Source organism: Paenibacillus sp. 05T425 (assembly GCF_056396205.1).
Map to the genome: position 1 here is coordinate 216,673 of NZ_JBFTLA010000002.1, position 25,139 is coordinate 241,811.

A 25,139-nucleotide genomic window follows, 5' to 3' on the forward strand; every position below is an offset into this window, starting at 1 on the left:
CCTCTTCTACCTTATATTTGAATACCTATATCTACAGGTTTCCACCTTGCAACAACCCTATTCTGATCTATTATACTCTGAATTTGGCTGCAGAAGGTCATTCACGGTCTGTAAAAAAATTTCTATGGCATGTCTCACGCCATTCGGGTCGCTGAGCATGGGGAGGTGGCCCGTTTCAAGGCTATGCACCTGCTCAGGAGACAGATTGGCGATCATTTGCTGCTGCAGGGCAGGAACAAGCTCCTTATCCCGTGTAAGCTTGATGAATAGCTTCGGCACGCTCGGAACAGGCGCCTCGGCTCGATCCGTATACACATATACCGACTCAGGTGTAAACCTGCGTACAATCTCGTTCGCACTCTCGGGCGACAAGTCATTGCATATACCGGATCGGATAGCCGATTCCGGCGGTCTCGTCCCTGCGAGCCGCATGATCACCGATAACAATAGTCTCTTGGCAAAAGGCATTATGGATACGAATGATCCGCCATTTTTCGGTATGGCCGCTCCGATCGCTACGAAGCCCTTAACTTGCTCGGGCATTTCGGCAGCAAGCCGGAGGCCGAGAACGCCGCCTAAAGAATGTGCGACAATCACAATCCTCTGATAGTTCTGTTCATCCACTTGTCTTCGTATATGGGCGACGTAATCTTTCAAATGCAGATCCTTCAGCGATCCGCCGGTGTCCCCGCGATGCGGATAATCAACCAGGAGGCAAGGATAATTCATGCCGTCCGCTACTTGTTTCCAGATTCGGCTATCCAGCCCGGCGCCATGTATAAATACGAGAGCTATCTTGTCTTGCTTAAACCGATGAATATCCATCATTTTTTTCTCCTCCTCGTATCGTCCCAATCGATATCTAAATCAACCTTAATCTATAAACAAGACAAATAATGTCTTATTATATGGATAAGATAAAAATAAATACGAATTAGAGGTGGGCTTACTCTGCAGAAGTCACAGCGATTAATCCAACTCATTATGATGATCAACGCAAGAAAATCATTCACCGTGCAGGAGCTTGCTGATGAGTTCGGCTTATCGAAGCGGACGATTGCCCGCGATTTGGATGAATTAAGCAGTCTTGGCGTTCCCGTGTATTCGGTTCAGGGAAGAGGCGGCGGATATAGGCTGCTGCAGGAAAGGCTGCTGCCGCCGATCAGCTTCACCGAAAGCGAGGCCGTCGCTTTATTCTTCGCCTGCCAGTCGCTCGATTATTTAAGCACGGTGCCTTTCGGTGACGGTGCCACAACCGCTTTGCATAAGTTCTATCACTATTTGCCGGCCGATGCCAGGGAGCGGATCGATCGTCTCAAGAATAAGGTCATGATTTGGAGTCCGTACCGTCCGATGTCCACGGAGGTACTGAACACGATGATGCAGGCGATTATGATACCGAGCATTGTGACGGTCGAATATAGCTCCGGAAACGGCGTGACCACGCGCGACATTCAGCCTATCGGTCTGTACGCCAGCTCAGGCTACTGGTACTGTCCCGCCTATTGCTTCAAGCGCAAGGAGATCAGGCAATTCCGGGTAGACCGAATACGAACGGCTGTGCTTAACGCGTCTATTCGATGCCGGGAAGACGTCGATCAGCTAAGCTTGCTGGATAAGCCCGTAACCGATCCGTCGGAGGGGATCGTGCTCCGGCTATCACTTACGAGCGAAGGCTTATGGCATCTCGAATCGAACGCCCGGTTTGCTCCTTACTTGCAACGCAGGGATGATGGAAGCGGGTCGGCTGACGTTCCGATTGCTTCTAAGGACTTGCCATTCTATATGGATTTAATCTGGAAGCTGAGAGAGGATGTTACCGTGCTAGGGCCGAAGGAAGCGATTCAGTGGATGAGGGGGAAAATCGAAGCCATGGGCTTTTTGTATCCCTGAATGCTGTTTTTGTAATTTACATCTGATTCGTTTATACTTCAAGCACATATACGCGTGGGCTCCAAAGGATGAAAGAAACGTCTTTATATAACTTTTTTTATGCAGGAGGAGAGATGACGATGGCAACGTTGATTAACGCGCCGGTGGCAAAAGCGGAAATGCTCATCAGAAAGCCGGGTTCAGAGGTGTACGAGGCTTTCATTGATCCGACAATTACGACGCAATTCTGGTTCACTAAGGGAAGCGGCAGATTGGAAGCGGGGAAGAGCGTCCGGTGGGATTGGGAAATGTACGGCGCTTCGGCCAGCGTGGAAGTGATCGAACTGGAGCCTAATCAGCGAATCGTGATCGACTGGGGCACCTTTGTTGAATTTAGCTTCACTCCGCAATCCGAGACGGAGACGTTCGTCACGATAACCGATACGGGCTTCCAAGGGGACGCGGACGAGATCGTGGGGCAAGCCATCGGTTCAACGGAAGGCTTCACGATCGTATTATGCGGATTAAAAGCATGGCTGGAGCACGGCATTCGTTTGAATCTTGTAGCGGACAAAGCCCCATACGCTCACATTGAGCGCTAATTCGCGCGAAGGAGATACCTATGACGATAAAAAAACCATCCATAACAGCAGGCGGCTGGAACTTTGATAACAGCTATGCCCGTCTGCCGGAGTTATATTATACAAGACTGAACGCATCCGAAGTGAGCGCTCCGGAGATCAGCATCCTTAATGAACCGCTTGCGGCAGCATTGGGGCTAGACGCTGAGGGGCTGCGGAGCGAAGAGGCCCTGGCGGTGCTTGCCGGGAATGAAGTGCCTGAGGGCGCTTTGCCGCTTGCCCAAGCTTATGCAGGCCATCAATTCGGCCATTTCAACATGCTGGGCGACGGTCGCGCGCTGCTGATCGGTGAACACCTTACGCCGAATGGCGAGCGGGTTGATATTCAGTTGAAAGGCTCCGGCCCAACGCCGTATTCACGTCGCGGCGACGGACGCGCCGCGCTTGGTCCGATGCTGCGCGAATACATCATCAGTGAAGCGATGCATGCGCTTGGTATACCGACGACACGTAGTCTTGCGGTTGTGACGACGGGTGAATCGATCGTCCGCGAGAGGATGTTGCCGGGTGCGGTACTGACTCGCGTGGCGGCAAGTCATCTGCGCGTGGGCACATTCCAATATGCGGCTTATCGGGGAACGATCGAGGAGCTTCGGGCGCTTGCGGATTATACGCTGCAACGACATTATCAAGATATAGATGGTAAAGATGAGGATCGCTATCTGCGCCTGCTGCAAGAAGTCATTAAGCGCCAAGCTTCGCTTATTGCCAAGTGGCAGCTCGTAGGCTTCATTCACGGCGTTATGAATACGGACAATATGGCGATAAGCGGCGAGACCATTGATTATGGGCCGTGCGCTTTCATGGATACGTACGATCCGGCAACGGTGTTCAGCTCTATCGACACCCATGGTCGATATGCTTATGGCAATCAGCCGAATATTGCCGTGTGGAATTTGTCTCGATTCGCCGAGACGCTATTGCCGCTGCTGAACGACGATCAAGAGCAGGCGATACCGCTTGCCCAAGAGGCGTTAGAGCAGTTTGCTCCGTTATATGAAAGCTACTGGCTTGCAGGAATGCGGGATAAGCTTGGCCTCTTCGGCGAGGACCAGGAGGACGAATCGCTAATTATGGACCTTCTCGCCATGATGCAGGAGAAGGGCGCGGACTATACGAATACTTTCCGCGCACTCTCAATGGATAAGCCCGAGTCTGTGACGGGTCTGTCCGGCAGCTCCGGATTCGAACGCTGGCTGGAACGCTGGCAGGCTAGACTGGGCAAGCAGGAGCAGACTTTAGACAAAAGTTATGCACTCATGCGCAGCAGCAATCCAGCAGTCATCCCTCGTAATCATCGAGTTGAGGAGGCACTGGATGCCGCCGTGAAGCTAGGCGATTACAGTGTTATGGAGCGGCTGCTTCAAGCGCTCTCAACGCCTTTTGCGTACTCGCCTGAACAGGAAACGTATTGCTCGTTGCCCGATCTGTCGTCAGGCGGCTACCAGACGTTCTGCGGTACCTAATTAAAATAAGCGCCTTGTCGTGTTCGCCCGCGACAAGGCGCTTTTTATATCGTAGTAGATTATCTGAAGCTGGGAGAGGGAGGACATAAGGAAGGTAAGACGGTGTGCGCCGCCGATCTGGATAGGACCGGCCGAGTAGCTGTCAGGCTAGAATCGGCCGGAACGGAGTATAGCGAAGATTAGCCACAAGAACATGAGCAACGCGATGACGAACCCAATCTCAATAATGGGAATGCCCCAGAATAACGTTTGCGCATGATTCAAGGCCGCGCTGATAATTAAACCGACCATTACGATGCTAAGGGCAAGCAGTATGATGCTGAACGATAGGCGATTGCTGATCCGATCCATTCGTTTCATCAAGCTATCCACTTGGGGGATTCCAACCTCCACCTTCAGCCGTCCTTGACGCATCGACGCGACCAGTTCCTTCACCACGATCGGAATGTCTTGCACCAGATCCACATAATCAGGGACCTCATCTATCCACGACTTCAGCTTCTGGACAGGGTTGATCTGCTCGAGAAGCAGCTTCCTGCCGAAAGGCTCAGCCACGTTGAATACGCTGAATGTCGGATCTAGAGACAACACGACGCCTTCCATCGTGAGCAGCGTCTTGCCCAGCAGCGTCAGCTCGGCGGGAATCCGGATACGATGCCGAAGCGCGACCGCGAACAAATCCTGCACCGCCTCACCCATACTAATTTGGTTAAAAGGTACGTCGTAATATTTATCCCTTAGAGCATCCACATCGAGGTGCAGCTCATCCTTGTTCACATCCTCCGGCACAACTCCCATATGGCTAATGGCGCGAATGACGCCTCTTGTGCTCTGATTCCTCAGAGCAATGACGAAGGAGGCAAAATGTTTCTTCGCTTCAGGGGTCAGCCTCCCCACCATGCCGAAGTCCAGCATGACAAGCGTGCCGTTCTTGTGCGCGAGCACATTGCCGGGATGAGGATCGCCATGGAAAAAGCCGTCGATCAGCACCTGATGCAAAATAATCGCAGTGAATCGCTCCGCCAGCACGCGCAGGTCAATTCCGGCTTGTATAAGCTGCTCCTTATCGGAAAGCTTAATTCCTTCCATATAGGTCGTCGTCAATACCCGTCTCGAGCTATAGTCGCGCCATACCTTAGGAACTCTTACATCCCCTAAAGCTTTGCTTTGGCTTTCGAATCGCTCCGCGTTCCTTGCTTCAACGGTATAGTCGAGTTCGGATCGAAGCGCCTTGCCGAGCTCCTCGACCATGCTGCCGAGCCGATAGGCGCCAGCCCATTCGAGCCGGGTTTCGGCTACTCGCGCGACATCAGCCAAGATGTCTAGATCGGTTTCGATCCGCGCATGAATGCCGGGACGCTGCACTTTAACGGCGACCACTGTCCCGTCCTTCAACACGGCGCGATGCACCTGTCCGATAGAGGCGGCAGCCATGGGCTCTTCCGCGAATTCGAGGAATAGTCTGCCAAGCTCTTCTCCGAGCTCCTCTTCTATGATGCGCGCCGCTTCCCTATAGGAGAATGGGGGCACATGATCTTGAAGCCGCTCTAGCTCGGACAAGATGCCCGGAGGAATCAAGTCGGGACGCGTGCTGGCGATCTGCCCCAGCTTCACGAACGTCGGGCCCAATTCCTCGAGGATGAGCCGGATGCGCTCGCCGATGCTTTTGGCCTCGATTCCTTTGCGCTTGCCGTGCCCGAATAAAGAGAACTTCTCATGAAGTCCGATATCGTGGAAAATGTACCCTAAACCGTTGCGGGCAAAAGCAGACGCGATCGTCCGGTAGCGCTTCAACTGCCGGATTCGTTTGCTAATGCCGATACGGGGCAAGCCGTTACTCATCCTTGCGGTCCCTTACGCTCTAGAGCGTCTAATCTCTCGTGAATTCGCTCAATGTCCTCCCGCGTAGCCCATTGCTGACTGTCGCCCAGGGGAGAGGATTGCCGTTCCGCCGCCGCCGCTTCCATCTGCTGGCGAGCTTCTTCGCCCTTTTTCACAAGCCGGTCAATCAACTCTTTGGACTCTGCCCGATTGACCTCTCCCTTTTTTACTAGCTCCTCAACCGTTTTTTCAACCTGCTCCTTGCCGGCAACGACGACGCCAACTCCTAACGAAAACATTTTTTCAATCGTGTCTTTCATTTTCATCCCATCTCCCTGCCTAAAAATCTGACTTTGGGGATAGTATTCTCATATCGGCGAGAAATATAAAAAAATGCCAGCTTTGGCAGACACGCCATTCGAAGTTCTGATGCAGCATGCGCGTTCTCTGCTAGCATGTGGTAATATAGAAAACATGGGACAAGGGTTATAACCGTGATATCCATATAGAGAGGAATGAACCGATATGATCAACATTACGCTGCCAACGCCGGACGTGACGATTTTCAAGCAAGACAACCCGCAGGAAAGCAACATTTACGGATTCACTCAATTTCATCTCATTACGAGAGAGCTGGGCGGTTTCTTCATGTTCTACAATGATAAGGACGAGCTGCTGTTCGTGGGCAAGGCAAGGAAAATAAGACCGCGAATTAAGAAGCATTTCGAAGATTCCGTATCGCCAATGAAGAAGCATCGGGACGAAGTGCATAAGATAGAGGTTTACGTCGTGGAAAGCGCAGTGGATCGGGACATCTACGAAACGTATGCGATTAATGAATTCAAGGCGAAGTACAACGAGGACAAGGTGTATTACAAATAAGGAACAGTTGGCGGAAAAAGCCATAGAAACCAGGAGCGCAGGTCGCTTCTGGTTTTTTTTGTTGGTTACTGCTTCTTTCGATAAGCACCGGGCGAGATGCCGTAGCGTTCTCGGAACAGCCGATGGAAGTAAGCGTAGCTGCCGAGGCCGGCTTCCGCCGCGATCTGCTCCAAGGACAGTTGGCTGTGATCGAGCAGCTTCACGGCGTGGCTGAGCCGGAGCTGCTGCGCATAGCCGATAATTGATATACCGAAGTGCGCTTTGAACAGATGGACGGCGCGAGACACGCTAAGTCCGGTATGATGGGCGACCTGCGCGAGGGTGATTTCCTCGGCGGCATGCTCCTCGATATATTGCCGCATGCGCAGCGCATGAGAGGCAAGCGGAGAAGGAATGTCCGGCGCTTCGTCCAGGGCGCGGTCGATCAGCATGAGCAGCGACCAGACAAGAGAGTCGACAATATCCCTGTGTCCGCCGTCCAGCCGACGTTTCTCGAGAACGATCTGATGCCAGATCGCTTTCAGTCTGCTGTCCTCGGCGATCATGGACAATGTCGGTCGCATGCGCTGTTCCCACCACTCCCGCATGCCCGGTCCGTTTCCCATTACGTAGTAGTCGCTAGACAGTTGTGCTCCTCTTGCTCCGAAGCCTATGCGCAGATCGTAGATATCGCCGGGCTTGCACAGCATGAGATGGCCCGGGCGTATTTCCCTCATCTGTCCGTCGATGAGCGCTTCACATATTCCTTCAATTTGTAGCCGAATAATATAGGTGTCCAGACCGTTGCCGTAATATTGGCGAAACGGCTCGACATGCTTGGAGTATTCGCTTAATTGGATATTAAGCGCGCTCAACGTTCATTCTCCTCTCATACGCTTTTTATTATAATCAATCAGATTGTTGATATATTCGACCATATTGTTTCTTCAAGGGCGGGTCTCACTCCTATTATAATAAAAGCATCACGAATTACGAAAGKGGAGTAGAACTCCATATGTCTACACGTACGATTAGAACAATCCAAACCTCGCAAGGCAATCAAGACCGATTGACGGAGATCGCGCCGCTTGAGCTGCGCGAAGATAAAGCTGGCGTAGAGAATCAGATCATTAATGTTTATGAGGATGTCGAATATCAATCGATCATCGGTTTCGGAGGCGCGATTACCGAGGCGTCGGCCGTTACGGCGGCGAAGCTGAGCGACGAGAATAGCAAGCGCATTCTGAATGCTTACTATGACGAGAAAGAAGGTATCGGTTATACGATCTGCCGCACTCATATCAATAGCTGCGACTTTGCGCTGGGCAACTACTCCTACGTGCAAGATGGCGATACGGAGCTCAGCACCTTCGACATTAGCCATGACCGCGAGGTTATCATTCCATATATTCGCCAGGCGAGAGAGCTTGCAGGCGATAGCTTCACCTTTTACGCATCCCCGTGGAGTCCTCCGGCATGGATGAAGACCAACGGTGAGATGAATAACGGCGGCAAGCTGAAGCCGGAATATCGCGACGTATGGGCGCGTTATTACTTGAAGTTCATCGGGGCCTACGAGGCGGAAGGATTGCCGGTATGGGGGCTTACCGTTCAGAACGAAGCGAAGGCTGTCCAAATCTGGGATTCCTGTATTTACACGGCCGAGGAAGAACGCGACTTCGTGCGTGATTATCTTGGACCGGAGCTGCACAAGGCTGGGCGCAAAGACGTGAAGGTCATGATTTGGGACCATAACAAGGAGCACGTATATGATCGCGCGAAGACGGCATTCGATGACGCCGAAGCTTCTAAGTATATCTGGGGCATTGGCTTCCATTGGTACTCCGGCGATCACTTCGAGGCGCTTGATGCCGTATCCCGCCGCTACCCGGACAAAGCGCTTATGTTCACGGAAGGCTGCCATGAAGGCGGCGTGCAGCTCGGCTCGTGGAAGAGCGGAGAGCGCTACGCGCATGATATTATGGGCAACCTGAACAACGGCATGTCCGGCTGGACGGATTGGAACATCGTGCTTGACGAGCAGGGCGGACCGAATCACGTCGGCAACTACTGCGACGCGCCGATCATCGCCGATACGAAGTCTGATTCGCTTACGTTCCAGTCGTCGTATTATTACATCGGCCACTTCAGCAAATATATCCGTCCGGGCGCGATTCGCGTCAGCTGCACGAAATATACGGAAGCGCTGCAAACGACGGCGTTCAAGAATACGAACGGCGAGCTCGTTGTCGTTGTCCTGAACCGCTCGGACGCGCCGCATCCTTACGTGCTTCGCAACCGCGAGCAAATCGCCGAGGGCAGCATTCCGGCGCATTCTATCCAAACGCTGATTTTCCCAAGCTTGTAAGAGGAGGGTATGTCGAAAATGGAACAGCCACTAACGCCAGTAAAATCACAAGCCTCTAATCCTCGCAAATGGATGACGCCGGACATTGTCCGTCAGGCGGAGCAGCTGTTGTCCCGCATGTCGCTTGAGGACAAGGTCGGCCAGATGACACAGTACGACTGGGGCTTCAACCCCATTAACCCCGAGACGGGTGTATCTCAGCGCGATCTGCTGCTGGAAGAAATTCGCCAAGGGCGAGTGGGCTCGATCTTCAATCTGTCCGGCGCAGAGGAAGCGAACGAGCTGCAACGGGCCATTCAAGAGCATACCTCACAGCAGATCCCGCTGCTGATCGGCCGCGATGTCATTCACGGCTACAAAACGGTGTTCCCGATTCCGCTGGCGCAGGCGTCGGCGTGGAATCCAGACTTGGCGCGGCGCACGGCGGAAGCCGCATCCCGCGAATCGCTTGTTGATGGCGTCGCATGGGTGTTCGCGCCGATGATCGACGTAAGCCGCGATCCGCGATGGGGACGCATCGCCGAGAGCATCGGCGAAGATCCGCTGCTGACATCGCAGTACGCCAAGGCATGGGTAGAGGGTGCGCAGATTGATGACGGAGCAGGCCAGGCGACAGCTAGCTGTCCGAAGCATTTTGCCGGTTACGGGCTTGCGGAAGCGGGACGCGATTATAACACGGTCGATCTGTCCGACCGCGTGCTGCGCGAAGTGATACTGCCGCCTTTCCGCGAGGCAGTTGATGCGGGTACGCTTAGCATCATGGCATCGTTCAATGAAGTGAACGGCATACCGGTATGCGCTAACCCATACTTGTTGAAGACGATTCTTCGCGACGAATGGGGCTTCGAAGGCATTGTAGCGAGCGATTACAATGCGCTGCAAGAGCTGATCGTGCACGGCGTCGCTGGCAGCGAGGAAGAAGCGGCCGAACGCAGTATCCTTGCGGGCTGCGACATGGACATGCATTCCGGCTTCTATATGCGCCATCTGCCGAAGCTTGTCCGCGAAGGCCGCGTGCCGGAACGTCTTATCGACGAGTCCGTGCTGCGTATTCTCGCGGTTAAGATTAAGCTAGGCTTGTTCGAGCAGCCGTACGTCGCCAATCCGACCGCCGAAGCGGCTGCCGAAGCACGCGCTTCGTTCACCGAGCTCGCTCGCGAGGCGGCGAGAGAATCGATCGTCCTGCTGCGCAACGAAGGGCAAGTGCTGCCGCTGCGCAAGGAAGGCGTATCGATCGCCGTGATCGGGCCGCTTGCGGACAACAGCAAAGACCCGCTCGGCTGCTGGGCAATGGACGGCAATCCGGCTGACGTGATCAGCCTGCTCGCGGGCATCCGCCAAGCGGCAGGCGCAGAAGCGGGGGCAGCCATCCATTATGCGGAAGGCTGCGCGATTGAAGACGATGCCGAGGACGGCTTCGAAGCCGCGCTGGAAGCGGCGCGCCAAGCGGATGTCGTCGTCCTGGCGCTGGGCGAAGCGCTCGAGATGAGCGGCGAATCGCGCTCTCGGACATCGCTTGATCTGCCGGGCGCGCAGCGCAAGCTAGTGCAAGCCGTCGCCGCGCTGGGCAAGCCAGTCGTAGCTGTATTGCTGAGCGGCAGGCCGCTTGCGATTCCATGGCTGCAAGAGCATGCTGCAGCGATCGTTCAGGCTTGGCATCTCGGCGTACAAAGCGGTCATGCGATCGCCGATGTGCTGTTCGGCGACTACAACCCGAGCGGCCGTCTGTCGGTTACGTTCCCGCACAATGTCGGACAGGTGCCGATCTACTATTATCGCAAAAAGACCGGCCGCCCTCCTGCGGGTGTCTATTCTTCTTACTACATCGATTCGACTACCGAGCCGCTATACCCATTCGGCTACGGGCTTAGCTACACAAGCTTCGAATACAGCTCCATTACGGCAGACCGGACGTCCATGAGCGCGAACGGCGATCTCAATTTGTCCGTGACTGTCACGAATACCGGAGACCACGAAGGCGAAGAAGTCGTACAGTGTTATATCCGAGACGAGGTGGCGAGCGTCACTCAGCCGCTTAAGAAGCTGATCGGCTTCCGCAAGATTAGCCTGCGGCCTGGTGAATCGGCAAACGTAACGTTGAACGTACAAAGCGATTCTCTCGCTATATTGGACCAAGATATGAAGCTGACGACGGAGCCAGGCGACTTCACCGTATGGATCGGCCCTAATGCAAGCGCGGGGCAGACGATAACGATCAAAGTTGTGGAATAGGAATAGCAGTCAGCAAGCGGCGTGTTTTCCAATCAAAGAGGACAGCTCGAAGTCATACCTTCGAGCTGTCCTCTTTTTTACTCCCCCTTCAACTCTCATAGGCAACAAGCTATTATTAGAGGAACAGCTCGTCTAGATCGACACGAGAGAGGACAGGGAATGCGATGCAGCAACAGGTGCTTAAATTGGAACATATATCGCTAACAAAGCTCTATGCTTCGGTTGCCCGCGAGAAGCTAACCTTCGACACATACACGCTGCTCATTATCATACACGGAGCAGGGGAGCTCTGGATCGATAACAAGAGCTATCATTTGGATAAGTCGGGCATGGTCGTTTATTGCAAGCCGGGAACGGCTATGCACTATACGGAAGAGAGCGGGCATGAACAGGGACTACTGTTTTATCAACTGACGATTGGCGTTTATTCCAAGGGCGCAAGGGTCCCAGAGGGCGGACTGTTCAATAATGGAGAAGTGGCGCGGCGCTGTTACCACCAGCTCAGGGATTTGGCAGAGAGTATAGAGCTGATGAACGGGGTGCATAGTGCTGCTCAGGACTTCAAGCGACAAATGCTGTTCAACGAAATGATGTTTCTCATTTCCCACGAGCATGAAGAGTCCAAAGAGAAGCCGGACACAACCGCTATTGATAGCATTATTGCCTACACAGAAAGCCATTACCATGAAGATATTCACCGGGATCAGCTTGCCAGAATGGTCGATTTGAATCCTGAATATTTTTCGCGGTTGTTCAAAAAAGTGACGGGAAGCACGTTCAGCAGCTACTTAACCGAGTTAAGAATCAGGAATGCGCAGCAATATTTGCTTACCTCAAGAGGCAGCTTAAGAGAGATTGCCCACCGCGTCGGCTACAGCAACGAGTTTTATTTAAGCCGCAAGTTCAAAGAGGTAACAGGCGTGTCGCCGACCTTCTATTTGCAGATGCCTAAGCGCATCGCTTCCGTTTCTTCGCATTTCACCGCTTGCTTGCTCGCCCTTGGCGTAATCCCGAGCGTAGCGAAAATTAACCCCTATATTCAAGAGCTGTACAAAGACAGCCTGTGCGATGGATCGACGCAGCTCATGGATCTGCATACGTTTCACTATAATCAGATTGTTGCGGATGCGTCGCCGGATCTTATTTTTTGCTACGATACTTATCCGGAATTAGGCGATCTGAAGCGGACTGCCCCGACCATTTCGCTTTCGCTGAATAAGCTGGGATGGCGTGAGCAGTTCATGTTCATCGCCGAAATCGTGAATGCCAATGAGAAGGCCAATGAGCTTCTTGGAAGCTTGGACGAGCAGGTCGTTCAGGCGAGAAGACAGCTAGCCGACAAGATAGGCGACCATGAGACGGTACTAATCCTTGAGATTTGGAACGATAAAATTATGGTCATCGGCGACTCCRGCGGCAGAGGCGGCCAATTGATCTACCATATGCTGAAGCTGAATCCGCCGGCGCGGGTCCGAAGCGAGCTGTTTGCAAGGCAATGGTACAAGCTGATAACGCCCGAGGAGCTTCCTCTGTATTCTGCCGACTATATTTTTGTGACTATTTATGAGGAAAAGGGAGGCAGCCCGTATGCCGCGAAAATCATGAACGGAAACTTCTGGAATAGTCTTCCTGCCATCTACAAAAACCGTGTATTCATCAATGATCACAGCATCTTTTACAATTGGGACCCCGTGTCGCTGCATGTACAGCTAGAGCTGCTCATGCGCCACTTCATGTCATAATTTCATAAAGGATATCGTCACAATAGGAAATGGACGGTGGTTATCCCCCATGTTATGATTGTCATCGTGATAATGATTATCATTATTATGATAAGCATTCATTAACTAACAGCGGGGGTATTGGGAACATGAAAGTGAAATCACAACAGCTACTCATCTTGCTACTCGTCTTCGTATTTATCGTAGCGGGCTGCGGCAATCAAGCAGACAATAGCAATACAGGCAATAATGAAGCTGCACAGACGGCGACGAACGAGCCTGCGCAGGCAGAAGATGAAGGCGTTACAGAGACAGGTGGATTGAAGACCGTTACTTACTTGGGCAAGGAATATCAAGTGCCGGAGAAAGCGGAGAAGATCGCCATTCTCGCCGTTGAGGCGATGGAGGAAATGCATGTGCTCGGCGTGAAGCCTTATGCCGCAGCTAAAGATATGTACGTGAATGGCATTCCAGAGGAGATCGGTGATTCGTTGGAAGGCGTGCAATGGATTGATTCGGGCGTACAGCCGGACAAGGAGCAATTGCTTGCCTTGAAGCCGGACCTCATTCTCACTACAGCAAGATTGGATGCGGAGACTTTGAAGCCGCTTGAAGAGATCGCTCCGACGATTCCGTTGTCGTTCAGCGGTGCAGATACCGAAGCGAACATTACGGTCGTAGGCGAAGTGACAGGCAAGGCGGAGGAAGCGAAAGCCGCAATCGAGGCTTATAAGAAGCAGCTCCAAGAGTCGAAAGACAAGCTCGGCGCGTCTGCCAATAAGGACAAAAAAGTCGTTTACATGCGCATCAGCACGGAGTACGGACTAAGCGCCTACTCGACGCAAACGACATATAACGCGGTGCTTTACGATGGACTCGGCCTTACCGTTCCGGATGTAATCGGCAATATCGAACGCCGCGAGACGCTTTCGCTTGAAGTTGTGGCGCAAGCGAATCCCGACTATATCTTCGCGCTCGTTCCGCTCAATGATCTGAAGGCGATCGACGACTTGAAAACGAAGCCTCTTTGGAACGGCATCAGCGCCGTGAAAGAAGGGCATGTCATTGTGAACCCGGTTCACCCGGACTTGTTCGGAACGCCGATCTTGAGCAAAACGAAGTTCCTAGAGCAAGTGACGGCAACATTGGTCGATGCCGAATAGAAGAAAGTTAATTATTGTTATGAGCTGCCCTGTACTGCTGGCCCTCGGTATTTTCTTATCGATCAGCTACGGGGCAGCCGTTCTGTCGTTACAGGATGTCGTTCATGCTGTTTTTCACTACGATTCAAGCAACATTACGGACAATATCGTTATTACGTCGAGACTGCCCAGAGCGCTGGGCTCGGTTATAATCGGAATCCTGCTTGCCGTTTCGGGCGCTCTTATGCAAGGGGTAACGCGAAACTACTTGGCTTCTCCCTCGATTATGGGGGTATCCGAGGGCTCGGCTTTCTTCGTGACAATTGCGATGATTACAGCCGCTGCGGCAAGCTCTCTCGGTCTTATGTTGTTTTCTTTCATAGGGTCGCTCGTAGCGATTCTGTTCGTGTTCGGCATTGGGAGGCTTGTGCCGAACGGCTTCCAGCCGGTGCGGCTTGCCATTATCGGGATCGTCATAGGCACGTTCTTAAGCAGCCTGGCCGCCGCGCTGGCGCATTTTTTCCAAATCTCGCAAAGCGTCAGTTTCTGGTACAATTCGAGGCTCGACAAGATGGATATGGCGGACGTGTACTTAGTTCTTCCCTTTGCGGCGGCAGGGTTGATCGCCTCGATGGCGATATCAAAGTCCGTTACCATCCTGTCATTAGGGGAGGAGACTGCCGCGAGCTTAGGGATGCGGCCGATGCTTATTCGAACGACCGCGATGCTCGCGGTTGCGCTAATGACCGGCTCGGCAGTCGCCATCGGCGGCAATATCGCCTTCATCGGGTTGGTGGTGCCTCATATTGCTCGGTTCCTGGTCGGAACGGATTATCGCTGGCTCATTCCGTGTTCGGGGCTTATTGGCGGCGTGTTTCTATGCTTCTCGGATATAGCTAGCCGTTTCTTCAACTACCCGTATGAAACGCCGATTACGATCGTCATCTCGATCATCTGCATCCCGTTCTTTATTTATTTGGTGTACAAGAAGGGGGGGACTCAAGGTGTATAGACGAATGATGCCACGGATCGCGGTTATCGCATTCCTTCTCTTGGCGGCCGTGTATATGAACATAACGAGCGGAAGCTTGGAGATGAGTCTCTCGGATATTATACGTACGCTTCTTGGCAAGCAAGTCGAGAAGGATTTTACAATGACCATCTATGAATACCGGCTTCCGCGAATCGTACTGGCGCTTATCGTTGGATTCGGTCTTGCGATCGCCGGTACGGTCATACAAGGCGTGACGAACAACGGACTCGCCGATCCCGGCATATTGGGCATTAGCGCCGGTGCGGGTGCGGGCATCGTCATTTTTATTTTTTTCGCCCAAGGATCGGTCATAACGGATGATTGGTACAGCGTATTGATTCGTCCGTTGTTTGGTTGGGCAGGCGGGATGGCTGCGGCAGCAATCATTTTCTTCCTCTCGTGGAGGAAGGGCATGCTCGATGTGACGCGGTTCATTCTGATTGGCATCGCCGTATCCGCGGGGTTCAGCGCCATATCGATCTATTTCTCGTTGAAAATGGACCCGAATGACTTCCAAAAGGCTAATATATGGCTGCATGGCAGCATCTACAATGCGACTTGGACGTACATTCTCGCGGCTCTTCCATGGGTGCTTCTGCTTACTCCCTTCATCTTGTACAAGCATCGCATTCTCGATCTTTTCCAGCTTGACGATGATACGGCCCGCAGCTTAGGCGTTGCCGTCAATCGGGAGAGAATGTGGATGATTCTGTGCAGCGTTGGTCTCGTAAGCGCAAGTGTATCGATTGCCGGCAATATTACGTTTATCGGATTAATCGCTCCACATATCGCAAGGCAGCTGGTCGGCGTACACAATCGATTGCTGCTGCCGGTCAGCGGCCTGCTGGGGATGCTGCTTGTGCTTGCTGCCGATTACATAGCGCGCAATATTGCGCCGTCGGAAATTCCGGTCGGCATCATTGCCGCTTTGATCGGCGTGCCTTATTTAATCTATTTCCTGCTGAGACGGAAGGTATGAATATGACGCAGCAGACTCAAAAATTGAAAAACCTTATGAACGCGCGCTGCGTCTCATAAGGTTTTTTGCATAGCGAAGCGTAGACCTTGGCTAATGAGGAGAGGCAGGACGGAGATGTGGCTTTCATCCTCGAACCTCTTGAAAGCAACGCTTAGCCGAGTTGGACTAAGCTGGCTTAACCGACTTGCCATAGCCTCGGTTTTCTCGTAATTGCGGCCCTCCGCCTCGCGCTCCAACTCTCCGATCGTAATGAGCAGCCTGATTGGCACGTCATTATCATAGGGCAGAAGCGAGGCAAGCGCTCGCTCTTGCTTAAGCAGCGGCTTCTCGTTCCAGTAAATAGAAGGGCTGCCGGCAATATAGGTTTGGAAGCTGCCCGGCTTAGAGAAGAGGGCGTTTAGCACGAACAGGCCGCCCAAGGAATGGCCAAGCAGCGTTTGCCGCTTCGTATCGACGGCGAAGTCACGTTCGATCATCGGCTTCAGCTCTTCTTCAATAAAACTAAGGAAATAAGCAGAGCCGCCTTGCTCTGGCCATGATTTCCCATCAGGATGGGGAGGAAGCTCGGACGGAAGGGATGGATAAGTGAAATCATAATGGCGCGATAGATGAAATGGAGTATCCGTTTCGTAGCCGATGCCGACGATGATCGCCGGATCTACGCCTGTCCGTTCGGGGAATCGGGACTGCGCTCTGTTCGCCTCCGTCATCGTGCCGAACACGGCATTGCCATCCAGCAAATAGATGATGGGAAAGCCGCCCGGAGGCGCCGGCTGGAGGGGCAGGCTGATGAGAATGTGATACGTACGTCCTCCACGGGAGACGACAACTTGTGAGGCCGTATTCGAAATCGTCACTTTGTCATAAGATGGCATTAAACGAAACTCCTTGCTAATCTTTGTTTGTAAGGTTCGACATATACACGTTATTTTCTAGATTGGCGCGCACGAATTCCAACGATTGCTTAGCCATATAAGCCGAGCTGTATTTGAAATCTCCCTTAATCCAGTCAATGATCATGCCGAGAAGACCGTGAGCGCGATAGCCGGCGAGCAGCTCCTGGTCAATCTGCGGGTTGGGAGTCATATCGGTGAGGTCATCGAGAAACAGCTTCTTGAGCACAAGATGCAGCTTATTTTGAAAATCGGCTAATGCGTTCGTCTTGACCAGCAGCTTATAAAATTTCGCATAATGCTCGACGTGGTCGAACAGCTTAATGGTTGCCGAAGGCAAGCTCTTGACCTCGAAGGTGTGATGATGCTGATATGGCGCTCTGTAGGATGCGATCAGATCGGCTGTAATATCTTCAAGGATCTCGTCCAGCAGTTCTTCCTTATAAGGATAGTGCTTATAGAAGGTGCCGCGATTCAGCTCTGCCAGCTTGACGATGTCGGTTATAGCAATTTCGTCGAATTCCTTACGCTCCATCAGCGTCAGTAAGGCGTCCTTCAAAGCGGACTTGGACTTCTTAATTCTTCGATCAGAAGACTCATTATGCATCTTGGTCCTCCTTTGTTCATTAATTAGACGTAATCGAACATACAGCCGGCAGGCTGTTGGATAATGAACAAAACCGTGAAAGGTTGAATATTGTTGACCCTATCTACCATGATTATACTACTTCGTAGAGCGTATGACATGCTCTTGGTCATTGTTTGTGAGAGCGCTTCACGCGTGACAACTATGAGCGAAGGGATGATAAATATGGGAAGATTATTAGGCAAAGTAGCGATTATTACAGGAGCTGCTGGCGGAATGGGCTTGGCGGATGCGCAATTGTTCGCCAAAGAAGGAGCGAAGGTTGTTGCAACGGACGTACAGTTCGAACTGCTGCAGCAAGGAGTCGACGCAATTAATGCAAACGGCGGAGACGCAGTAGCGGTGAAGCTGGACGTATCCTCGCCGGAAGGCTGGAAGCAAGTCGTTGATCTTACTGTAGAGAAATATGGCAAAATCGATATTCTCGTCAACAATGCGGGTATTCATATAGCCAAAACAATTCTAGAGGCTGACATCGACGATTGGAACAAAGTGATGGCGATTAATACAACGGGCGTATTCCTTGGCATGAAATCGGTTATTCCGGAAATGCAGAAAAACGGCAAAGGCTCGATCGTTAATATTTCATCCATCGCTGCCATTGTCGGCGGAGAGAACGCGGACGGTAACGGTGCGGCATACAGCGCCTCCAAAGGCGCAGTTCGCTCCTTGACGAAGCATGCGGCGCAGTCATTCGCAAAAGACAATATTCGCGTGAACTCCATTCATCCAGGTCCGATCAAGACGCCGATTATGGGCGAATTCGCGAAGATCGCCGGCGATATTTACAAAAATGCCGTGCCGCTTCCTCCGCATGCCGGAGATCCGGAGGACATTGCATACGGCGTTCTATATTTGGCTTCCGATGAGTCGAAGTTCGTAACAGGCGAAGAGCTTGTGATCGATGGCGGGGCTATTACGAAATAATCCGAATAATTGAAGAGACACTCCTTGCAACCGCCTGTGTTGAGGGAGTGTCTTTTTGTTGATAGTTATTGATAGTTCGGAGCAAGCTCCGTTTCCGTATAGATGGAGATGAGCACGATCGCCAGCTCCTCGCCAATGTTCTTGACCAAGTGCGGCGTACAAGCGTTCCAGCTGAAGGAGTCCCCCTCATGGAACTCGGCGGCATCCTCTCCTTGCTCGGCATATATCGTGCCTTGGAGCACGACATGCACTTCCTCGCCCTCATGCGCGTGGGCTTCTCCTGTGGAAGCTCCGGGAGGGAGCTCAACAAGCACCATGCGAACGTTTTTAGTGGCGCTTAGATGCGCTACCTTCAACTGATGTATTCCGCTCGTCGTTATTTTCCGATCGTTCTTGCGCACAATATGCATGCGGTCTTCCTTCTTAAGGAGCAGGTAGGCAAGCGGCACTTTCAGTGCGCCTGCAATGCTTTCCAGCGTTGCGATAGACGGCGAAGTTTTGTTCGTCTCGACTTGGCTCATGAACCCTTGCGACAAGCCTGTTTCCTCGCAGATTTGTGCGATCGTAATGTTTTTGCGCTTGCGGATAGCGCGTATATTCGAACCGATGTCCATTCGATTTCACCTCAGAATATTTGTAATACAGAATATAAATTCATATTAACAATAAACTAGTTGACGCGCTACTCTTTTCGGAATAATATTAGCTATATAAAAGTTATATACCTATTCCAAATAAACGAAGATAGCAACACCCTATAAAATGAAGTGGAGGCGTGCAACTATGAATCCAAATCCAGCCTATGCGTATGACATTCACTTTCCACCCCATTTTGAAGCGAACAAGAAATACGCGACGATCTCACTCTGCACGGCAAAGGCTCGAATGAGCGGAATATGTTCGGTTTAGTCGCTCCTTTATCGGAATCGTTCATTATAATCGGTATTCGAGGCGATCTGTTGCTGGGGGCAGGCTATCAATATTATGAGCTGAAAAGCCTCGGCAATCCGCTCCGCGAAACGTTCGACCGTGCCGTACGGCAGCTTGAGTCGTTCATCGACTATGCAACTGAGAAATATGCAGTCGACCCGGATAGACGTTATTTGCTCGGCTTTAGCCAAGGCGCGATTTTGTCGATGACGCTGGCTCTCACGATGGGGGATCAGTTAAAGGGAATCGTCGCGCTGAACGGCTATGTACCTGAATTCGTGAAGACGGAATATCCACTGAAGAGCGTGGAGAATGTCTCGGTATTTGTTTCTCATGGCGAGTTCGACTCCGTTTTCCCGATACCTATCGGGCATGAGACATCGGCTTACTTCGAGAGCTTGACGCCGAAGCTGACGTTCAAGACGTACCCGTCCGACCATGGAGTAATTGAAGAGAACCAACGTGATTTTACTGAATGGCTTATAAAAGACGCGAACCTGCGATCAATCCAATAATAAGGAGTGAATGATAAGATGATACCTTCCTACTTTATGGCCCATGGCGCCCCGTCCCTCGTCCTTGATGAAGTGGATTATACCCGTTTCTTGAAAAAATTCGCCCAAAGCATGCCTGTGAAACCAAAAGCGATCGTATTGTTCTCGGCGCATTGGGAAGAGAACGCGCAGACGGTAAGCGATGTTGATACGTACAGCACGATCTACGACTTCGGCGGCTTCCAGCCTGAGCTGTACGAAATGACTTATCCGGCTAGCGGAGATCATACCATAGCTGAGCAGATTCAAGCGCTGTTCGGCAAGCACGGAATTGACAGCGTTCGGGATGAGCAAAGAGGTCTCGATCACGGAGCTTGGGCTGTGCTGAAGCTGGTGTATCCGGATGCGGACATTCCGGTCGTCGCTTTATCCGTCAACCGTTATTTGACCAACGAGCAGCAATACGAGATCGGCAAAGCATTGACGGAGCTGCGCGAGCAGGACGTTCTTATTATTGGCAGCGGGGGAACGGTTCATAATTTGCGCAGAGTGAATTGGGGAGCGGAAGCGGCGGACAGCTGGGCTGAGGCCTTCGATAACTGGTTGCAAGACAAGCTGGAGACTTGGGATACCGAAGCGCTGTTCGGTTATAGAGAGCTGGCGCCATATGGGCAGGAGGCTGTGCCGACGAACGAGCATTTCATTCCGCTGCTGCTGGCAATGGGGGCGGGAGATCGCACGCGTAAGGCGAAATTGCTCCATCGCAGCTATCAATATGGTAATCTTAGCTTAAGCTGCTGGCAGTTCAGCTAAGGGTTCGGAGACGAATTAGACATTAGGAAAGAAGGCGGTTAGCATCAAATCTGCTTACCGAACCATGCTGGATCAATCGATTATTTTACTTTTAGCGGCGGTTTTCATCTTGCAGCAGTTTACGGGCTGGGAGATGCTTACCGCCGTGCTTGGCGTTCTGGTTTTTGTTGCGATTGCGGTGCTGCTTCCCCGCCTAAAAGGAGTCACGCTTCTGCTGACATCCGCCTTCGTAGTCGGCGGTGTTGTGCTTATGCTCGTTCAGAAGGCGGATGCCCAAATGTGGTGGAGCGCTGCCGGCATGAATGCGACGATCGTCACTTTGTTTGCGTTCGCGCCGTTATTCGGTATTCCCGTGAGGCTGCCGAAGTACGTGGCGGCGTTGCGGCGTTTCTACGAGACCAAGGTGCAGAGCGGTATCGTTTTATATGCAGGCACGCAGCTGCTGACGCAGATCATGGGCGCATTTATCAACGTAGGCTCTATATCCGTCGTGTATCATTTGGCCTTCGTGAAGCCGCGGCCAGCCGGCATCTCGAAGCTGCTTGCGAATGCGCTGAATCGCGGATTTGCCGGGGCGATTGTTTGGTCGCCTTATTTTGCGGCGATGGCGCTAATCACCTCGGCGCTTGGGGTAAGGTGGTCGGAGCTGCTACCGTACTTAATTGTATTGTCGTTGCTTAGCTTTCTAGTGAGCGTGGGGATAGACTTGCGGAAGCTGCTTGATCCGGAGCGACAAGTGAAGAAAGAGGCTGCTCCGTTAAGTGATCAACAGGGCGAGTCTGGAGAAAGTTCCGCGAAACCGGAAGCGGAGGCGGAAGAACAGCAAGGAGGCGGCGGATTCCCGATCGGGCTCGGGATATACCTCGCTACGGCGATTGCCGTAATTCTAATTATGGAATCGATCGTTGATCTGCCGATGGTTCTGATCACTTGCATGACAGCTGTCGTTGTTCCGCTCCTCTGGTGCTTGGCGCAAGGGCAAGGCTCCGTTTACCGGCAAGGCCTTGTGAATCATATGCAGGTGACGCTGCCATCGCTAAAAAAGGAAATCACGTTATTTCTAGCGGCAGGTTTCTTTAGCGGCTCGATCGGCGCGACGGGGATAGGCGATTCCTTGCCTGCGCTGCTTGCGGGCATACCAATTCCTATCTGGCTGTCATTCTCGGTTATGGTCGTCATTCTTATGATTATTTCTGCACTTATCGGTCTGCATCCAATCGTGCTCGTCACGATATTTGCGACAGGCATCGACCCTGGCGCCATTCAGATGAGCGCGAACGACTATGCCATCCTGCTGCTCGGCGGCTGGGCATTATCCAACCCGATCTCTCCGGCCTCGGCGGTAAATAATTTATTGGCTGGATTGTTCAAGAAGCCCGTATTCGAGATGGCATCGCCTAATTACAAGTACGCCGCTTGCATGGCAGTGCTTCTGCTTCTGTTTATGCTTGCTCTACGGATCTAGACGTATGAAGAACGGCTGTGCCGCCTTGTCAAAAAGGCGTCGCGGCTGTTTTTGTTTGGAATAAAGGGAATTCCTCCCGTTAATTTCATCGGTATCGCCGATTCGAAGGGAGGAGGGTCATATTAACCGGAGGAATTCCATTTAATTGCTATAAGACGGCGGGATGAGCAGATTTAACGGGAGAATTTCCAGATATTCGAACCTGCGCACGAACCCGCATCGAAATAAACGTTAAGTGAGGATGAAGAAGATGGCAATGCGCGGCTGCCACGTCTACGATCCGGAAGGCAGCATGCTGCTCATTTGCACCCTGCCTCATTCGTAACGGCGCTTAAGGCATACCTCGTTTGCTCGCTCTTCACCCACGCGATATAATGTTTGCATTCCTAGAAGGCCGTTACGGTAACGGCTATGAAAAGAGTGATGCACCATGAGTGAACAAAATATTATCGATCGTACGAGGCTGCCAATTACGGTAAATACGATTGTGGAACAATTGAGAACGCTTGGCGTTCACGAAGGAGATATGCTGCTCGTCCATTCCTCGTTATCTGCCTTGGGGTGGGTGTGCGGCGGGGCGCAAGCAGTCGTGCAGGCGCTCCTTCAAGCGGTTGGCGAAGCGGGTACGCTCATTATGCCGGCGCAGAGCGGAGACTGGAGCGATCCCGCAGAGTGGGGAAACCCGCCAGTGCCCGAGGAGTGGATCGAGATTATCTATAACGAGTTGCCGGCTTTCGATCCGAGCATTACGCCGACAAGGGGGATGGGGCGAATTGCCGAGTTGTTCCGAACTGTGCCTGGAACGATAAGATCAACGCATCCGCAAGTTTCCTTCTGCGCGAATGGGAGGCAAGCAGCGGAAATCGTCTACAGCCACCCGCTGACGCCGCAATTCGGGATGGATTCGCCGCTCGGCAAGCTGTACCGCGGCGGCGCCAAGGTGCTGCTGCTCGGCGTGGGATACGATTCGTGCACGAGCTTCCATCTGGCTGAAGCTATCCTACCGGACATGCCAACGAAGCGGATGGGTACGGCGATCATGGAGGATGGCGAGCGGATGTGGAAGTGGTTTACCGACTGCGCTTACGATTCCGGTGATTTCGATAAGCTTGGCGAGCAGTTTGGCAACGAACGCGCTACAAGGCTTGGCAAAGTAGGCAATGCCGATTGCTTCTTGTTCGACATGGAGGAAGCGGTTGACTTCGCGGTAGAGTGGTTGGCGAATAATCGGACGATGAACTAATTAGCGGAGAGGAAGGCGCGGATCAACATGAGCAACAATAATCCTATCTACTTAAGAAACATCAAGGCGGAGGATGCCGCCTCGTTACTTGATTTAAGATTGAGAAACCGCAGTTTTCTGCAGCCATTCGAGCCGATCAGAGAGGAAAAGCATTTTACGCTTGAAGGGCAGCAGAGCGAGATTGCAGTCAACATAAGTGATGCTATCGACGATAAGGGTTACATATACGGCGTTTTCGCCGAAGAGACGGACGAGCTGGTCGGACGAATTGCATTAACCGGCATCGCACGCGGACCAGCTCAGCATGCTAATGTTGGTTACTTCATCGATCAGCGTCATAACGGCAAAGGGTATGCGACGTCAGCGGTATCTCTATGCGTGGCCCAAGCGTTCGATGTGCATGGTCTGCACCGTGTGCAGGCCGGCGTAATGCCTAGAAATATGCGCTCGAGGCGCGTGCTGGAGAAGGCGGGTTTCCGGCTTGAGGGGTTGGCGGAGCGGTATATTTATATTAACGGCGTGTGGGAGGATCATCATTTGTTCGCCATAACGTCGGATGAAACACGTTAATAGGCGTGGCTGGCTGACAAATAAATCAACAAGGACACCCTTTGCAGCCAAAGGGTGTCCTTGTTATGTCTTCCGTTCGATTTAAGGAAGGATATTGCCAGCCGCAAGGAAGATCGAGTACCACTCTTCGCGAGTGAGGCGAATCTCGGCCGCCTTGATGCAATCCTTAAGCCGATCGATATTCATCGTGCCGATGACCGGTTGCATATTCGCCGGGTGACGAAGCAGCCAAGCGACAGCGATCGTCGTGTTCGTAACTTCGTATTTGGCGGCGACTTCGTCGATCTTTTTGTTCAGCTCAGGGAATTTCTCGTTGCCGAGGAATACGCCCTCGAAGAATCCGTATTGGAACGGAGACCAAGGCTGAATCGTAATGTCGTGCAATCTGCAGAAGTCGAGAATGCTTCCGTCGCGGTTAACTGCGGCGCCGTTCTCCATGTTGACGTTGAAACCTTGGGAGATCATCGTCGCATTCGTGATGCTGAGCTGGAGCTGGTTCGCGATAAGCGGCTGCTTCACGTATTTTTTCAACAGTTGAATTTGCATCGGATTTTGGTTGGAGACGCCGAAGTGGCGCACCTTGCCGGAGCTCTCCAGCAGGTCGAACGCTTCCGCTACCTCTTCCGGCTCGACGAGCGTATCCGGGCGGTGCAGCAGCAGTGTGTCCAAGTAATCCGTGTTCAGACGCTTCAAAATGTTGTCAACCGAGTTCAAAATATGCTCTTTCGAAAAGTCGAACATGACGCCCGGCACGATGCCGCATTTTGATTGAAGAATAAGCTTCTCCCGAACTCTCGGGCTCATATGTACCGCCTCTGCGAATAGCTCCTCGGCTTTGCCGGCGCCGTAAATATCGGCGTGCTCGAAGAAGTTAGCGCCTTCATCAAGCGCCGTTTGTACGAAACGTTCGGCCTGCTGCTTGTCCAGCGATGGAAGTCGCATGCAGCCTACTGCGATAACGGGTACTTCTAAGTTGCTGCTTCCAAGCTTCATTGTTTTCATGCTCATATACCTCCATAGGT

Annotated in this window: 24 protein-coding genes; 16 read left to right on the forward strand and 8 right to left on the reverse strand. The window is 52.3% G+C overall.

Annotated features, from left to right (window positions below; genetic code table 11):
* Positions 1–57 precede the first annotated feature (57 nt).
* On the reverse strand, positions 58–828 hold the full coding sequence (locus AC1DF0_RS04785; protein WP_477573223.1) for an alpha/beta fold hydrolase: 771 nt from the start codon (positions 826–828) through the stop codon (positions 58–60).
* A 144-nt stretch (positions 829–972) separates the two neighbouring features.
* On the opposite strand from AC1DF0_RS04785, the gene AC1DF0_RS04790 reads away from it, so the two are divergent.
* From AC1DF0_RS04790 to AC1DF0_RS04800, 3 genes are all read left to right on the forward strand, one after another.
* The gene (locus AC1DF0_RS04790) at positions 973–1,893 is read left to right on the forward strand and encodes a helix-turn-helix transcriptional regulator (protein WP_477573467.1); all 921 of its coding nucleotides are present in this window, start codon (positions 973–975) and stop codon (positions 1,891–1,893) included.
* 119 nt (positions 1,894–2,012) lie between these two features.
* Positions 2,013–2,474, forward strand: a complete 462-nt coding sequence (locus AC1DF0_RS04795; RefSeq protein ID WP_477573224.1) for an SRPBCC family protein — start codon at positions 2,013–2,015, stop codon at positions 2,472–2,474.
* 20 nt (positions 2,475–2,494) lie between these two features.
* On the forward strand, positions 2,495–3,979 hold the full coding sequence (locus tag AC1DF0_RS04800; RefSeq protein WP_442048623.1) for a protein adenylyltransferase SelO: 1,485 nt from the start codon (positions 2,495–2,497) through the stop codon (positions 3,977–3,979).
* Positions 3,980–4,126: 147 nt separating this feature from the next.
* Here the strand turns inward: AC1DF0_RS04800 and AC1DF0_RS04805 are convergent, their stop codons facing one another.
* Entirely contained in the window at positions 4,127–5,821 is a 1,695-nt protein-coding gene (locus tag AC1DF0_RS04805) for an ABC1 kinase family protein (protein ID WP_477573225.1), read from the reverse strand.
* The gene (locus AC1DF0_RS04810) at positions 5,818–6,120 is read right to left on the reverse strand and encodes a phasin family protein (protein WP_477573226.1); all 303 of its coding nucleotides are present in this window, start codon (positions 6,118–6,120) and stop codon (positions 5,818–5,820) included. Before AC1DF0_RS04810 ends, AC1DF0_RS04805 begins: the two co-directional genes overlap by 4 nt.
* A 205-nt stretch (positions 6,121–6,325) precedes the next feature.
* Here AC1DF0_RS04810 and AC1DF0_RS04815 point away from each other — a divergent pair, with 205 nt between their 5' ends.
* Positions 6,326–6,682, forward strand: a complete 357-nt coding sequence (locus tag AC1DF0_RS04815; protein ID WP_442048626.1) for a nucleotide excision repair endonuclease — start codon at positions 6,326–6,328, stop codon at positions 6,680–6,682.
* Positions 6,683–6,747: 65 nt separating this feature from the next.
* Here the strand turns inward: AC1DF0_RS04815 and AC1DF0_RS04820 are convergent, their stop codons facing one another.
* Positions 6,748–7,536: a helix-turn-helix domain-containing protein gene (locus tag AC1DF0_RS04820; protein ID WP_477573227.1), complete on the reverse strand. Its 789-nt coding sequence runs from the start codon at positions 7,534–7,536 to the stop codon at positions 6,748–6,750.
* Between the two features lie 140 nt (positions 7,537–7,676).
* Between AC1DF0_RS04820 and AC1DF0_RS04825 the strand changes: the two genes are divergently transcribed.
* From AC1DF0_RS04825 to AC1DF0_RS04850, 6 genes are all read left to right on the forward strand, one after another.
* Entirely contained in the window at positions 7,677–9,029 is a 1,353-nt protein-coding gene (locus AC1DF0_RS04825) for a glycoside hydrolase family 30 protein (RefSeq protein WP_477573228.1), read from the forward strand.
* A gap of 18 nt (positions 9,030–9,047) precedes the next feature.
* Positions 9,048–11,261, forward strand: coding sequence for a glycoside hydrolase family 3 N-terminal domain-containing protein (locus AC1DF0_RS04830; RefSeq protein WP_477573229.1), 2,214 nt, complete (start codon positions 9,048–9,050; stop codon positions 11,259–11,261).
* A gap of 164 nt (positions 11,262–11,425) precedes the next feature.
* On the forward strand, positions 11,426–13,003 hold the full coding sequence (locus tag AC1DF0_RS04835) for a helix-turn-helix domain-containing protein (protein ID WP_477573230.1): 1,578 nt from the start codon (positions 11,426–11,428) through the stop codon (positions 13,001–13,003).
* Between the two features lie 128 nt (positions 13,004–13,131).
* Positions 13,132–14,145: an ABC transporter substrate-binding protein gene (locus AC1DF0_RS04840; protein WP_442048631.1), complete on the forward strand. Its 1,014-nt coding sequence runs from the start codon at positions 13,132–13,134 to the stop codon at positions 14,143–14,145.
* Positions 14,146–14,164: 19 nt separating this feature from the next.
* A complete protein-coding gene (locus AC1DF0_RS04845; RefSeq protein WP_477573231.1) occupies positions 14,165–15,136 on the forward strand; it encodes a FecCD family ABC transporter permease in 972 nt (323 codons plus the stop codon).
* Between the two features lie 4 nt (positions 15,137–15,140).
* Positions 15,141–16,136, forward strand: a complete 996-nt coding sequence (locus tag AC1DF0_RS04850) for a FecCD family ABC transporter permease (RefSeq protein WP_477573232.1) — start codon at positions 15,141–15,143, stop codon at positions 16,134–16,136.
* A gap of 53 nt (positions 16,137–16,189) precedes the next feature.
* On the opposite strand, the gene AC1DF0_RS04855 is transcribed toward AC1DF0_RS04850, so the two are convergent.
* Positions 16,190–17,011 (reverse strand): alpha/beta hydrolase, encoded by an 822-nt coding sequence (locus AC1DF0_RS04855; RefSeq protein WP_477573233.1) that lies wholly within the window; start codon positions 17,009–17,011, stop codon positions 16,190–16,192.
* A gap of 16 nt (positions 17,012–17,027) precedes the next feature.
* Positions 17,028–17,636 (reverse strand): TetR/AcrR family transcriptional regulator, encoded by a 609-nt coding sequence (locus AC1DF0_RS04860; RefSeq protein ID WP_477573234.1) that lies wholly within the window; start codon positions 17,634–17,636, stop codon positions 17,028–17,030.
* 204 nt (positions 17,637–17,840) lie between these two features.
* Here AC1DF0_RS04860 and AC1DF0_RS04865 point away from each other — a divergent pair, with 204 nt between their 5' ends.
* The gene (locus tag AC1DF0_RS04865; protein WP_337100646.1) at positions 17,841–18,602 is read left to right on the forward strand and encodes an SDR family NAD(P)-dependent oxidoreductase; all 762 of its coding nucleotides are present in this window, start codon (positions 17,841–17,843) and stop codon (positions 18,600–18,602) included.
* A gap of 65 nt (positions 18,603–18,667) precedes the next feature.
* Here the strand turns inward: AC1DF0_RS04865 and AC1DF0_RS04870 are convergent, their stop codons facing one another.
* Positions 18,668–19,216, reverse strand: a complete 549-nt coding sequence (locus AC1DF0_RS04870; RefSeq protein ID WP_442048636.1) for a helix-turn-helix domain-containing protein — start codon at positions 19,214–19,216, stop codon at positions 18,668–18,670.
* Between the two features lie 282 nt (positions 19,217–19,498).
* On the opposite strand from AC1DF0_RS04870, the gene AC1DF0_RS04875 reads away from it, so the two are divergent.
* The 5 genes from AC1DF0_RS04875 (at position 19,499) to AC1DF0_RS04895 (ending at position 24,117) form a co-directional block, all read left to right on the forward strand.
* Positions 19,499–20,047 carry an alpha/beta hydrolase gene (locus AC1DF0_RS04875; RefSeq protein WP_477573235.1) on the forward strand — a complete coding sequence of 183 codons (549 nt, stop codon included), beginning with the start codon at positions 19,499–19,501 and terminating at the stop codon, positions 20,045–20,047.
* Between the two features lie 18 nt (positions 20,048–20,065).
* A complete protein-coding gene (locus AC1DF0_RS04880; protein WP_477573236.1) occupies positions 20,066–20,839 on the forward strand; it encodes a DODA-type extradiol aromatic ring-opening family dioxygenase in 774 nt (257 codons plus the stop codon).
* Positions 20,840–20,948: 109 nt separating this feature from the next.
* Positions 20,949–22,304, forward strand: a complete 1,356-nt coding sequence (locus AC1DF0_RS04885) for a hypothetical protein (RefSeq protein ID WP_477573237.1) — start codon at positions 20,949–20,951, stop codon at positions 22,302–22,304.
* 430 nt (positions 22,305–22,734) lie between these two features.
* Positions 22,735–23,547, forward strand: coding sequence for an AAC(3) family N-acetyltransferase (locus AC1DF0_RS04890; protein WP_477573238.1), 813 nt, complete (start codon positions 22,735–22,737; stop codon positions 23,545–23,547).
* 27 nt (positions 23,548–23,574) lie between these two features.
* Positions 23,575–24,117 carry a GNAT family N-acetyltransferase gene (locus AC1DF0_RS04895; RefSeq protein WP_477573239.1) on the forward strand — a complete coding sequence of 181 codons (543 nt, stop codon included), beginning with the start codon at positions 23,575–23,577 and terminating at the stop codon, positions 24,115–24,117.
* An 81-nt stretch (positions 24,118–24,198) separates the two neighbouring features.
* Here the strand turns inward: AC1DF0_RS04895 and AC1DF0_RS04900 are convergent, their stop codons facing one another.
* Positions 24,199–25,119: an aldo/keto reductase gene (locus tag AC1DF0_RS04900; protein WP_477573240.1), complete on the reverse strand. Its 921-nt coding sequence runs from the start codon at positions 25,117–25,119 to the stop codon at positions 24,199–24,201.
* Between the last annotated feature and the right edge of the window lie 20 nt (positions 25,120–25,139).